Origin of the sequence: Mammaliicoccus sciuri (genome assembly GCF_025561425.1) — a bacterium.
Lineage (GTDB): Bacteria > Bacillota > Bacilli > Staphylococcales > Staphylococcaceae > Mammaliicoccus > Mammaliicoccus sciuri_A.
Window position 1 is genome coordinate 427,088 of sequence record NZ_CP094824.1, and the last position, 12,659, is coordinate 439,746.

Here is a 12,659-nt window from a genome sequence, read left to right on the forward strand (position 1 = left end):
AGGTTGATTGTAATGGAACAATCACTAAATAAATGGATTTCACAATTTTATGAAGCTTATGAGAATCAATCAATTATTCCAAATGGTGTTTTACCATCGAATATAACTGAACATGTTGCATATGATATTCAAGAAGGTGTGTTGCAGCGTAAGGAAGAAACTGAAATTCATAAAGGTTATAAAATTAGTTTAACGAGTCAAGAAACGAGAGATATCTTTTCTTCAACAACGCCATTATATGGTGCAATGGGAGAAACAACTATTCTGGACAAACATATTTATTTGAATGATTTAAATGAACCTTTAGCAGAGTTAGAATTAGTCTTTATTGTTCAAGAAGAATTAACAGAAGAAGATAGCCTTGAAGATATTATGAATAAATGCTTGATAGCACCAGGGATAGAGATTCCGGATTCACGTTTTAGTAACTGGTTTCCTAATTTATCTGTAACAGAAATTATTGCCGATAGCGCAGTAAGTGGTGGCGTTGTATACGGTGAACCTAAGAAATTAAGTTATGAAGATATTGATAACATTAAAGGGACATTATATTTAGACGGTAAAGAATTAGCTTCTGGATATAGTACAGAAGTTGAGGGACATCCTGCTAAAGCCGTTAAGTGGTTGATTAATGAAATTAAAGAATATAATCGTTCATTAACACCTGGCATGTTTATTTCAAGCGGAACATTTATTTTACCTAAACCTTTAACACAAGGAGAGTATAAAGCCGTATATGAAAATGTCGGCGAAATAGAGTTTATTGTAGAATAATTGGATGAAATGGAGGGAACAAAGTGACACAGGAAGCTTATGGAACAAAAAAATTACCTGAAGAGAAAGTTTTTAAAGACCCTGTTCATCGTTATATACACGTAAGAGACCAATTAATTTGGGATCTTATCAAAACGAAAGAATTTCAACGCTTAAGAAGAATTAAACAACTTGGAACACTCTATTTATCTTTCCATACAGCTGAGCATAGTCGCTTTGGACATTCTCTAGGTGTATATGAAATTGTACGACGTATGATAGACGAAGTATTTGAAGGACGTGCACATTGGGATAATAAGGATAGACCACTCGCATTATGTGCAGCACTTCTACATGATTTAGGGCACGGTCCATTTTCACATTGTTTTGAAAAAATCTTTCTAACGGATCATGAAAAATTCACACAGCTGATCATTAAAGGTGATACAGAAGTTAATGAAGTGTTGAGTAGAGTTTCGCCTGACTTTCCAGCTGAAGTAGCAGACGTGATTAATAAGACACATGAAAATAAATTAGTCATATCGATGATTTCATCTCAAATAGATGCAGATCGCATGGATTATTTACAGCGAGATGCTTATTTTACAGGTGTGAGTTACGGTCAATTTGATATGGAACGTGTACTGAGATTGATGCGTCCTTCTAAAGATGAAGTGTTGATTAAAGAAAGTGGCATGCATGCAGTTGAAAACTTCTTAATGAGTCGTTATCAAATGTATTGGCAAATTTATTTTCACCCGGTGAGTCGAGGTGGAGAAGTGTTGCTAAATCGCTGCTTTAAGCGTGCGAAAGTACTTTATGATCAAGGGTATTCATTTAAAGAGCAACCTAAATATTTAATTCCATTTTTTGAAGAAGACGTTTCAATCGCTGATTATATTCGTCTTGATGAAGCGGTCGTAATGTATTATTTAGAAGAGTGGACTGAAGAAGATGATCCAATCTTAAGTGATTTAAGTAAAAGATTTGTTAATCGTGATTTGTTTAAATACTTACCATTTGATGGATCTATTATTATGATTGGTGAACTGACAGATCTATTTGAAAAAGGTGGTATTGATCCAGAATATTATTTCGTTTGTGACTCGTTCTCAGACTTACCATATGATTATGACCGACCAGGATCAAATAGACAACCGATACATCTATTACAGAAGACAGGTCGTATTAAAGAAATTAGTAGCCAATCAGTTATCATCCATAGTATTACAGGGATTAAACGTTTAGACTATAAACTGTATTATCCTAAAGAATTAATTATAGAAATGGAAGATGAAACGATTAAAGGCGATATTATCAATATATTAAATGAACTCGTATAGATTACAAACTTGAATGTCAGTCTGATACTCTAGTATGATGTAATCATGAATTAAATGAGGTGAAACAAGTGGCTGAAAAGAAAGGATTTCAATTTAATATCATTAAAAATGATCCATTAGATGGGCATAAAGGTACAAATATAGGCTCTATAAGTTTAGACAACGTTGCGCCTGTATTTGTCGATGTATCAGAACAAACTGCATTTATCGATATTGGAGCCATGCATGCTAGAGCTGAAGTAGAAAAGCGTGTGAAATGGGTTAATGATATAGAAGAAGTCAAAGGTGAAGAAACAAAAGAATATTGGCTTTGCTGGGTTACAACTGAACGTGGCGAACAAGGTCCATATTATGCAGGGCTAACAGGTTGCTATTTAATGGTTAATAAACCTAAGAAGCGTGGATATAAAAGTATGCCAGAACATGTGAATATGATGGATAAATCTATGAAACATCAAGTGAAAATTGACCAAATTGGTGACGAAAATAGAGCAGTTCTTAAAAAATTCCTTCAAGAACATAATTCTGAAATGTGGCATAACAGCAGTGATGAACTAAAATCATCTTTAGAGATAAATTAAATATGTCTATTTTGTGACTTAATTGTGAATTATCACAATTCAATTAAATAGCTATTGTCTTTTCACAATATCATAAGTAAAATAGTTGATAGCTACTATGGCTAGGACACTAAAAAAAGCAGGCGCTTTTAGCCCTGCTTTTTTTAATTTTAATAGTCAAATATGCTATAATGATATACGTTCTTAAACGGTGAGGTGGCCAATTATGAAAGAAAATATTAATATAAATATTAAACAAGTCGTGAAACAAAATGGCGAGAAAGAAACATTTCAAACAAAAACATCAGGTACATTTCATAGAAGAAATAGCGATATAATTAGATATGAAGAAACGATTGATGAACAAATCGTAAAAAATATGCTTAAAATAGAAGATGATGGCGTGAAAATCCACCGTACTGGCGCGGTCAAAACAGTCTTTCACTTTGTAGAAGGACAAGAAACGATTAGTTATTATGATACTGATGCAGGACGCATGACAATGCACGTTAATACATTATCAATCAAACACTTTATAGACGATCAACAAGGTAAACTCAGGATACATTATCAGCTAAGTGATCAAACTGGGTTACTTGGAACATACCAATTTCAAATTAATTATAAGGAGATAAATGAATGAACATTATTAACCAAGTTAAAGAAACGTTAATTGAAGAAATTAAAGCAAGTATCATTAAATCTGAACTTGTAGAAACAGTTCCAGAAATTAAAATCGAAACACCTAAAGACCCTGCAAATGGAGATTATTCTTCAAATATTGCGATGGTATTAACAAAATTAGCGCGCAAAAATCCACGCGAAATAGCGAATCAAATCGTTGAAAATTTAGATACAAATAAAGCGAATGTTAAAAAAGTAGATATTGCAGGTCCTGGGTTTATTAACTTTTACTTAGATCAACAATATTTAACTGAAATTATTAAGACAGCTTTAACAAAAGGCGAAACATTTGGTCAAACAGAAGAACGTAAAAACGAAAGTATCATCGTCGAGTACGTATCTGCAAACCCAACAGGAGATTTGCATATTGGACATGCACGTAATGCAGCAGTAGGTGATACGTTATCAAACGTGTTAAGTGCTGCTGGTTATGATGTAACACGTGAATATTATATTAACGATGCAGGTAAACAAATTGAAAATTTAGCACATTCTATTGAAGCACGTTATAACCAAGCGTTAGGTTTAGATGCTGAATTACCTGAAGATGGTTATTACGGTAAAGATATTATCGCAATCGGTAAAGACTTAGCTGAAAAACATCCTGAAATTAAAGATGAAGCTGAAGAAGAACGTATTAAGACATTCCGTAAGCTTGGTTTAGATTATGAAATGAAAAAATTAAAACAAGACTTAGCAGATCTTAATATTCATTTTGATAATTGGTTCAGTGAAACATCATTATATGAAACAAACAAAATTTCAGCTGTCTTAGATAAAATGACAGAATTAGGCTATACTTATGAACAAGATGGCGCAACATGGTTAAAAACAACAGAATTTGGTGACGATAAAGACCGTGTGTTAATTAAACAAGACGGTACGTATACGTATTTTTTACCAGATATCGCTTATCATTATGATAAAGTAGACCGTGGTTTTGACAAATTAATTAATTTATTTGGTGCTGATCACCATGGTTATATTAATCGTTTAAAAGCATCTCTTGAAACATTTGGCGTAGATTCAAAACGTCTTGAAATACAAATTATGCAAATGGTACGATTATTACAAGACGGCGTTGAAGTGAAAATGAGTAAACGTACAGGTAATGCTATTACATTACGTGACATTATGGATGAAGTGGGCATTGATGCTGCTCGTTACTTCTTAACGATGCGTAGTCCTGATACACACTTTGACTTTGATATGGAATTAGCTAAGAAAGAATCACAAGATAACCCAGTGTATTATGCACAATATGCACATGCGCGTATATCATCTATTATTCGCCAAGCAGAAGAAAAAGGTATCACGATTGATCAAAACGTCGATTTATCTTTAATTACTCATGAAAAAGCATTTGATTTATTGAAGAAAATTGCTGAATTTGAACCAACAATTGTTTCTGCTGCAGAATCACGCAGTCCGCATCGTATTACGAATTATATTCAAGATTTGGCTGCACAGTTCCATAAGTTCTATAATGCAGAGAAAGTATTAACAGATGATGCAGAGAAGACAAAAGCGCATTTAGCTTTAATTGAAGCGGCGCGTATTACACTTCGCAATGCGTTAGCATTAGTAGGTGTGTCAGCTCGAGAATCTATGTAATTTAATCATTATTTTAATTGAGGTGCAGCTCAATCTTATTTGAGTTGCGCCTTTTTGTGTACCATTTTTTAATTAAATATATGGAGGGATTAAGTATGAAAATAAACAAAATATTTTATTTAATTTTTGCTGCTATGATCATCGTGACAGGTTGCCAAAGCGGAGATAATACGGATAACAAGAAAGAAACGAAACAAGAAACAACTGATAAGAAAGAATATAAGCGTATTGTGTCGCTTATTCCAAGTAATACAGAAATATTATACGCGTTAGGACTTGGAGATAAAGTCGTTGGGGTATCAACTGTTGATGATTATCCTAAAGATGTGAAAGATAAAAAACAATTCGATGCCTTTAAACTTGATACAGAAGCATTATTAAAAGCAAAACCTGATTTAATTTTGGCGCATGAGTCGAACAAATCTACACAAGAAAAAGATTTAAAAAAATTAAGTGATGCAGGTGTGAAAGTCGTCTACATAGATGATGCAAATTCAATTAATGAAATGTATGATACATTCAAGCAAGTTGGAAAAGTAACAGGTAAAGAAAAAGAAGCAGATAAATTAGTAAGTAAAGTGAAGAAAGAAATAGAAGATGTTGTAAAAGATGTCCCTAAAGACCAACATGGTAAAAAAGTATTTATGGAAATTTCTTCTCAACCTGACATTTACACTTCAGGGTCAAATACGTTTTATGATGATATGTTAACTTCTATCAAAGCTAAGAACCTTTATCATGATCAAGAAGGATGGATTAAAACGGATAAAGAAAGTATTCTTAAAAGAAATCCTGATGTTATGATTACAACAAGTGGACAGTCTGAAGCGGAATATCAAAAATTAAATAACAATAGAGACGGCTTTGACCAAGTTAATGCTGTTAAAGAGAAACACGTTCATGCACTCAATGCAGATATGATTTCTAGACCAGGACCAAGATTAGCGAAAGGTCTAAAAGAACTTTCTGAAAAAGTTTATGACTAATAATCATAAAATTTATCGCCATGTTGTGATATGGTTTCTCGTTCTATTGTTTGCAATTGGCATTTCTTTATTCGTAGGATCTACGGGTATAACATGGAAATTTGATAATCAACTAGAATGGACGATTTTTTACAAGTTAAGAGTACCGCGGACACTGTTAGCATTAATTGCTGGTATGGGGCTAGTCATGAGTGGTCAAATCTATCAAACGATATTGAATAATCCACTCGCGGATAGTTTTACGTTAGGATTAGCAAGCGGGGCAACATTCGGAAGTGCGCTCGCCGTATTTATTGGCGTATCCATTTGGTTTGTGCCACTATTTTCTATATTCTTCAGCTTGTTAACGCTTATCGTTGTTGTACTGATTACAGAAACAATGGTCAAAACATTTCATGTAGCAACAATGATACTTTCAGGTATTTTTATTGGTGCGTTCTTCAGTTCTGCACTCTATATACTTTTATTGCTTAAGCCGGATAAAGTTAATAGCATGGTGTCATATATGTTTGGTAGTGTCTCGTCTGCCGAAAAAATAACTGTAGAAATCACTGGGATTGTTACTTTAATCTGTATCTTAATCTTGTTTATGATGAGTCAGTATATTAAAATGATTCAATTAGGTGAAGATAAAGCAACAACACTTGGTGTGAATGTTCGATTGATATCTTGGACATGTTTGCTATTAGCTGCTATAATGACAGCCGTTATTATAAGTTTTACGGGTATTATAGGATTTATTGGTATGATTGTACCTCAAGTTGTTAGAAGGGTGTACAAAGTACCTATTAACGTTCAAATGATATTGAATTTATTAATCGGCGGTGCACTTTTATTAATTGCAGATACTATTGGCAGAATTATCATGAGTCCGATACAAATTCCGGTTGGTATCATACTCTCTATTATTGCCATACCGATTATGATGTATTTAATGATTACAGAACAACGAAAAAAAGAAAGAACTTACTGAATATTTAAGGTATCAAACAGTATTAAATCACAATCAATAGCATACGGACACCAATCCTTTAAACATTATGATAGAGGGTTGGTGTTTTGTATGTAAAAATTGTATTGCTTTCTTTATGGAATAGTTTAAAATGTTTCTATGAAAGGGATGATGACATGTGTTCGTGTGATATTCAAGCGATTATTTTTGACTTAGAAGATACGCTTGTAGATCGGGAGAAATCGCGAATGAAGTTTTTGGAAGAACAGTTTGAGAGATTTCATGAGTTAATGGTAACAGTCCAAAGACGTGATTTTGAAAAGGTATATTTAACGTTAAATCCCTATGGTATAGAAGATGTTGAATGGGTATATCAAGAACTTGTTAAGAGATTAAATATAGAAAGGATATCATGGAAGACATTTTATAACGACTATAAAATGCACCACTACAGATACCATTTTCCTTTCTATGATACATTGGTAGCATTGGATAAATTACGCAGTATGGGTTATAAATTAGGTGTTGTAGCGAATGGTAAGAGTGAAGAGATTACACACGTTATGAATGCAATCGGTATTTATCCATACATTCATTATGTTTCAACTTCTGATGAGGTGGGGGCTATAAAGCCAGACCCAATTATATTTGAAGATATATTGAAACGTCTTGGCATAACGGCACATCATGCATTATATGTTGGAGATTGTCCTTTAAATGACATCGCAGCAGCACATGCTATGGGCATGAAGACTGCATGGATGGCTAATTCAGTCATTGGTACACCAGAGGAGCACGAATTAGATTATACAATCGAAAGTTTAAGTGATCTCATAGATGTTTGTAAACAAATCGAAAGAGGTGAAGCATGATGAACTTATTTTTAACGAAAGAAAATGTTGCCATACACTATAATACAAAAGGAAGCGGCTATCCAATTATTTTGTTACATGGTGTTTTTCAAGACATGGATGTCTTTGAACCACTTATCAAAAAATTAAGTAAAAATTATCAAGTTATATCTATTGATTTAAGAGGTCATGGATTAAGTGATACACCAAATGATAGTAGAGTAGATGACTATATTTCAGATATTCAACAACTATTAAATGGATTATTCATTAACTCAGCATATGTGATTGGTCTAGAACTTGGCGCAACAATTGCAACAGGTCTCACATATAAGAATCCTGATTTAATCAATGGTATGGTGTTAATTAATCCTACAGACGATCATTCAACGTTTCCAGATAACCGTATTTATGATAGACATGCTGATGAAATTAGAACGATGTCTGATGAGGACAAAGAAAAATATTTATTAAGATTCAGATATAAAAATATTAAACAAGCTAAAAAGTTTGTAAAGTCACATATTCCGTCGAATGACCTTCAAACGATGGAAGAAGAAATTGCTGTTAAGCGTTCTTTTAAAGACTTTGATATTATATCGTTACTTCCAGATATTGAAACACGTACGCTCGTCATTTCTGGACAATACGATGGCAAAATATTATATAGCGAAGGTAAAAGAATAAGTGAATTGTTACCGAATGCTGAATTTAAACTGTTTGAAGGTTCAGGAGAATTACCTTTTATTGAGGAAAAAGAGAAATTCATTAAAGTATTGGGAGAATTTTTAAGTTAATCAAGCGATATTTCACAGTTTTGTTACATGATTGTAATAAAAGTGGTCAATTTGTAATCTGTATGTTATAATTAACGCAGTTCAATGCATAACATATAAGACACAAACTGAAGGAGAACCTCATATGAAAAAATGTCTCTTAATAATTGCAATGGTACTTATGGTTCTGCCATTTTCAACTTTTGCTGAGGCAAATGCTGCAACTAAAAATCAATTAAATATTAACGAAAATAATGTGCAGACCTATAAAGACGGTACAGTAACAATCAAAGGTATTAAAATTGGTGATAAGATTTCTAAAATTAAATCAAAGTATCCTAATTTAATGTTCTCATATTCTGACGATAGTAATGATAGAGAAAATTATTACGAATTTGATACTAAAAATGGACATATGATTATTACTGCCAAAGTTAAAGGTAATAAAGAAACAGTTAAACGCGTTACAATGATTTATGACAAATTAACAAATGTGAAATTAGATTCGCTTGTCTCAATTCTTGGTGACAATACAACTAAACGTGTGCAAAATAATAAGTATACGGGCGGTTATGCTTACGTGAATAATGGACAAGCACACTTCCAGCTTTCAAAAGCAACACCTGATAGTAAACAATTTAAAGTATATCGTGTTGATATAGGTAAATACTAAATCAATAACGCATTTAATCCCCTGTTATGTTATATACATATTGCATAATAGGGGATTAATTTATACAATATTATAATGAAGGTGGTGTATTTATTTGCGTCCGAACAATAATGTATTGCTGGAAAATGTAAATGACTATTTACAGCATGTTGGTGTATTACCTAAACAAATTGATAAAGTGCAACATTCATTAAAGAAGGATATGAAAAAGTCAGATGAGAAAGATATAGACTATGCAGAATATCGACACAAATCTCACGCTGAAATACTTCAAATCATAGAGAGAAATATTGTGGTTGTAAATTATAATCCAATCATTTTTTATACACTACACTTCTTATTATTAGCATACTTATTTGATAAAAAGCTCATTCCGTTTAATGCCGTAACGGGATTGTATATATTTTATTTTGTAATTATATTGTCTATTTCACTCGTTATATATTTAATTATAAAAAAACATAGTTATCTCTATCCTAATCAGAAATTGATGATGACCAATATTTTCTTATTTAGTATAGGCATTTTTCTATGTATGCTTAAAATATTTAATGTTACGTTAGGAATGTATGTATTACCTTTACAAATATTTCAAGCCACATTTGGCATCGGGATTCTTCTCGTCATACTCGCAATATTCTTGAAAAAGCTCGAAGTCGCTGCAATGGGATTAGCAGTTATTCAAAAAACAATTGCATCTGTAACAATGGACGAAACAGTGATTATGGTTGTTACATTTGCGAGTTGGTCTATTATCTTCGTGATTATCCTTTATTTTGTAATGATGTATTCAACAAGAAAATATGTATAACATAAATGCAGAAGATGATGTATTGACTACAATCATTTTTTGCATTTATTTTTATGGCATTAACTTAATATTATAAGTGTGAAAAATTGTTAAATGGGTATATTATTACTGTAAAGTAGGGAGGTACTCATTATGGGAGAATTATTAACAAGGGATGGGACTCATATAGTGTATGAAAAACACGGTAAAGGGAAACCATTAATTATGTTACATGCATTAAATATGAATTTAGCGACATTTAATTCAACAGTACAGCTTCTGAAAGATCAATTTACAATATATACAATGGATTCTAGGGGACATGGTAAATCAGATAAACAACAAGAAATTTCCATCCAAAATCATATAGATGACATTGTAGATTTAATGGATGCTGAAGACATAGAATCAGCTTATATATTAGGACATGATATGGGTGGCGTCATTGCACAAGAATTTACAAACCAACATCAAGATAAAGTAGAAAAGTTAGTACTCGTATCTTCAATTTCCAATCAAGGTAAACAACCACTTATTAAATTAATAGCCAAACATAGAGATAAAGTCGCAGGATTTAGTAAAGAAGAAGCAATGTTAATATTGTTCAATGAAATATTTCATGATGTTAAATCGACTTTTAAATGGTATCAAGAAGTGAAAAAATATTATCGAATGACACCAGAAGAAGATGCAATTTCTGTTAGATCTATAAATGGTATAAATATCAAAATAGATCATATAGACATACCAACACTTATCGTGAAAGGTAAACATGATCCTTTTGATATTGATAATGATTCGGAAAATATAAAGAACGCCCAAACAGAAATATTTGAACATTCAGGGCACGCACCATTTATTGAAGAAAGTGAAAAATTCAAACAAGTCGTATCATCTTTTTTAAACCAACCAGTAAGAGATAAACAAGTCATATAATAAAGTGAGCTAGGGCACTTGATGATGTCTTAGCTCACTTTATTGGTAGAGTGAGGAAGGTGTGGGGGGGTAGAAGTAGTTTTGGGGAGGATGAGTGATTGAGAAGTCGTGGCTTAAGTAGTGAGTAAAGCCAAGAGATAGCTGAAGTCTGGCTTAAGTGGTGAGTAAAGCCAAGAGATCGACCAAATCTGTACTGAACCCAAAAATCTAAACCTTAATTAGTATATTATTTCAAAGGTTTGTCTCCTGTAATTTTTGGGAGATAAGCCTTTTAATTTTGATTTGATTCTTTCGTTATTATAAAAATCGATATATCGATGAATAGCTTGTTCAAGGTCCTGAAAATCTTTAAATTCTTGGCCATAATACATTTCTTGTTTAAGTAACCCAAAAAAGTTTTCCATAACTGAATTATCTAGACAATAACCTTTTCTAGACATACTCTGAAATATTTTATGGTCTTTTAATAATCTAGTGTATTGTGAATGTTGATAATGCCAGCCTTGATCTGAATGAATCGTTAAACGATGATCTAGGTTTGGACGACGCTTTATCATTTCTTTTAATGGATTGATGACTATATCTAATGTAGGACGACTTGAGATTTTAAAGCTGATAATCTCTGAACTATATAAGTCCATAAAAGGTGATAAATATAATTTCTGACCATTCATTAATTTGAACTCTGTAATATCTGTTACGACTTTTTGAAATGGGAGACTTGTTTTAAATCTACGATTTAATATATTTTGAGCTACTTTACCAACTTTACCTTTAAAGGAACGATACTTACGACCTCTATGTGTGAACTTTGTACAAGTTAGATTATGTTCTTTCATAATTCTTAGTACTTTTTTATGATTTACGATAAGACCTCTATTTCTTAGTGCTTGTGTAACACGACGATAACCATAGGTATGGTTTGATTCTTCACATATTTCTTTTATTACTTGAATCAATGTTTCATCTTTATCAGCTTTACTAAATTTATTTATCCAATAATAGTATACAGATTTAGCTATTTGAGCGACTTTAAATAAGATACTTAATCGTATATTATATGTTTCATTTAGTTCCTTAATGACCTTTACTATTTCTGATTTTTGCTTCCGTAAATGTCGGTCAAGGCTTGTAACTTTTTTTGATAAGCTATACCTGCCTTTAACGTCTCATTTTCATTTCTAAGTCTTTCAAGTTCTTCACGTTCATTTTCATTTAAAGGTAAATTTTTATTATCTGATTTAGATCGTTTTTTAGTCATAGTGTGAGATCGTCCCTTTTGTTTATTATCTATATCAAGACGACACTTTTCATCAAATTGATGTTGCCAATTGGCAATGATAATAGGATTAATAATTCTAAAGTGATTCGCAGTATCTTGATAAGACAACATATTTTCTTGTCTAAATTTTAAAACAGATAATTTAAATTCGCTAGTATAAACAGTATTTCTACTTTTTATTTCTAAACCTTCTTCTCCAAACTCTTTATATTGATTGACCCAAATCCGAAGGACAGACCAACTTGAAATACCATATTTTAAAGCAATTGTTCTATAACTTTGATGTCCTTCTAAATATTTTTTTACAAGTTTTAGTTTGAATTTAAATTCATATTTTTTCCTCATTAGAATGCACCCCTATATTTTGATTTGTTTAGTTAAAATATTTGGGTTCACATCAGTCATGGCTTAAGTAGTGAGTAAAGCCCAGATCACACCCGCCACATCCCACAAAAAAGC

General features: G+C 32.1%; 14 protein-coding genes. 12 read left to right on the forward strand and 2 right to left on the reverse strand.

Features of this window, described 5'->3' with window-relative positions:
• Positions 1-12 precede the first annotated feature (12 nt).
• The 12 genes from MUA60_RS01995 to MUA60_RS02050 all read left to right on the forward strand — a co-directional run bounded on the left by MUA60_RS01995 (position 13) and on the right by MUA60_RS02050 (position 10,918).
• Entirely contained in the window at positions 13-774 is a 762-nt protein-coding gene (locus tag MUA60_RS01995; protein ID WP_262649415.1) for a 2-keto-4-pentenoate hydratase, read from the forward strand.
• A 23-nt stretch (positions 775-797) separates the two neighbouring features.
• A complete protein-coding gene (locus MUA60_RS02000; protein ID WP_262649417.1) occupies positions 798-2,096 on the forward strand; it encodes an HD domain-containing protein in 1,299 nt (432 codons plus the stop codon).
• A gap of 68 nt (positions 2,097-2,164) precedes the next feature.
• Positions 2,165-2,677 carry a YwhD family protein gene (locus MUA60_RS02005; RefSeq protein ID WP_262649419.1) on the forward strand — a complete coding sequence of 171 codons (513 nt, stop codon included), beginning with the start codon at positions 2,165-2,167 and terminating at the stop codon, positions 2,675-2,677.
• 205 nt (positions 2,678-2,882) lie between these two features.
• Positions 2,883-3,299, forward strand: a complete 417-nt coding sequence (locus MUA60_RS02010; protein WP_025904915.1) for a YwiB family protein — start codon at positions 2,883-2,885, stop codon at positions 3,297-3,299.
• A complete protein-coding gene (argS, locus tag MUA60_RS02015) occupies positions 3,296-4,954 on the forward strand; it encodes an arginine--tRNA ligase (protein ID WP_262649421.1) in 1,659 nt (552 codons plus the stop codon). Before MUA60_RS02010 ends, argS begins: the two co-directional genes overlap by 4 nt.
• A 95-nt stretch (positions 4,955-5,049) precedes the next feature.
• A complete protein-coding gene (locus tag MUA60_RS02020) occupies positions 5,050-5,940 on the forward strand; it encodes an ABC transporter substrate-binding protein (RefSeq protein ID WP_262649422.1) in 891 nt (296 codons plus the stop codon).
• Positions 5,933-6,913, forward strand: coding sequence for a FecCD family ABC transporter permease (locus tag MUA60_RS02025; RefSeq protein ID WP_262649423.1), 981 nt, complete (start codon positions 5,933-5,935; stop codon positions 6,911-6,913). The genes MUA60_RS02020 and MUA60_RS02025 overlap by 8 nt, the downstream gene beginning before the upstream one ends.
• A 227-nt stretch (positions 6,914-7,140) precedes the next feature.
• A complete protein-coding gene (locus MUA60_RS02030) occupies positions 7,141-7,764 on the forward strand; it encodes an HAD family hydrolase (RefSeq protein WP_262649425.1) in 624 nt (207 codons plus the stop codon).
• Positions 7,761-8,540: an alpha/beta fold hydrolase gene (locus tag MUA60_RS02035; RefSeq protein WP_262649427.1), complete on the forward strand. Its 780-nt coding sequence runs from the start codon at positions 7,761-7,763 to the stop codon at positions 8,538-8,540. The genes MUA60_RS02030 and MUA60_RS02035 overlap by 4 nt, the downstream gene beginning before the upstream one ends.
• 124 nt (positions 8,541-8,664) lie before the next feature.
• The gene (locus tag MUA60_RS02040) at positions 8,665-9,192 is read left to right on the forward strand and encodes an SA0570 family protein (RefSeq protein WP_262649429.1); all 528 of its coding nucleotides are present in this window, start codon (positions 8,665-8,667) and stop codon (positions 9,190-9,192) included.
• A 94-nt stretch (positions 9,193-9,286) separates the two neighbouring features.
• On the forward strand, positions 9,287-10,003 hold the full coding sequence (locus MUA60_RS02045; protein ID WP_262649430.1) for a hypothetical protein: 717 nt from the start codon (positions 9,287-9,289) through the stop codon (positions 10,001-10,003).
• A 132-nt stretch (positions 10,004-10,135) separates the two neighbouring features.
• Positions 10,136-10,918, forward strand: a complete 783-nt coding sequence (locus MUA60_RS02050) for an alpha/beta fold hydrolase (RefSeq protein ID WP_262649432.1) — start codon at positions 10,136-10,138, stop codon at positions 10,916-10,918.
• A gap of 218 nt (positions 10,919-11,136) precedes the next feature.
• On the opposite strand, the gene MUA60_RS02055 is transcribed toward MUA60_RS02050, so the two are convergent.
• Together MUA60_RS02055 and MUA60_RS02060 are read right to left on the reverse strand one after the other, a co-directional pair.
• Entirely contained in the window at positions 11,137-12,012 is an 876-nt protein-coding gene (locus MUA60_RS02055; protein ID WP_316964798.1) for an IS3 family transposase, read from the reverse strand.
• Positions 12,009-12,545: a helix-turn-helix domain-containing protein gene (locus MUA60_RS02060; RefSeq protein ID WP_262649433.1), complete on the reverse strand. Its 537-nt coding sequence runs from the start codon at positions 12,543-12,545 to the stop codon at positions 12,009-12,011. Before MUA60_RS02060 ends, MUA60_RS02055 begins: the two co-directional genes overlap by 4 nt.
• Positions 12,546-12,659: the final 114 nt, after the last annotated feature.

Excerpts from the sequence above, each read along its gene's own strand:
- MUA60_RS01995 (WP_262649415.1), top strand. The coding sequence starts at position 13 with ATGGAACAATCACTAAATAAATGGATTTCACAATTTTATGAAGCTTAT.
- MUA60_RS02010 (WP_025904915.1), top strand. The coding sequence starts at position 2,883 with ATGAAAGAAAATATTAATATAAATATTAAACAAGTCGTGAAACAAAAT.
- argS (WP_262649421.1), top strand. The coding sequence starts at position 3,296 with ATGAACATTATTAACCAAGTTAAAGAAACGTTAATTGAAGAAATTAAA.
- MUA60_RS02020 (WP_262649422.1), top strand. The coding sequence starts at position 5,050 with ATGAAAATAAACAAAATATTTTATTTAATTTTTGCTGCTATGATCATC.
- MUA60_RS02025 (WP_262649423.1), top strand. The coding sequence starts at position 5,933 with ATGACTAATAATCATAAAATTTATCGCCATGTTGTGATATGGTTTCTC.
- MUA60_RS02030 (WP_262649425.1), top strand. The coding sequence starts at position 7,141 with ATGAAGTTTTTGGAAGAACAGTTTGAGAGATTTCATGAGTTAATGGTA.
- MUA60_RS02035 (WP_262649427.1), top strand. The coding sequence starts at position 7,761 with ATGATGAACTTATTTTTAACGAAAGAAAATGTTGCCATACACTATAAT.
- MUA60_RS02040 (WP_262649429.1), top strand. The coding sequence starts at position 8,665 with ATGAAAAAATGTCTCTTAATAATTGCAATGGTACTTATGGTTCTGCCA.
- MUA60_RS02050 (WP_262649432.1), top strand. The coding sequence starts at position 10,136 with ATGGGAGAATTATTAACAAGGGATGGGACTCATATAGTGTATGAAAAA.
- MUA60_RS02060 (WP_262649433.1), bottom strand. The coding sequence starts at position 12,545 with ATGAGGAAAAAATATGAATTTAAATTCAAACTAAAACTTGTAAAAAAA.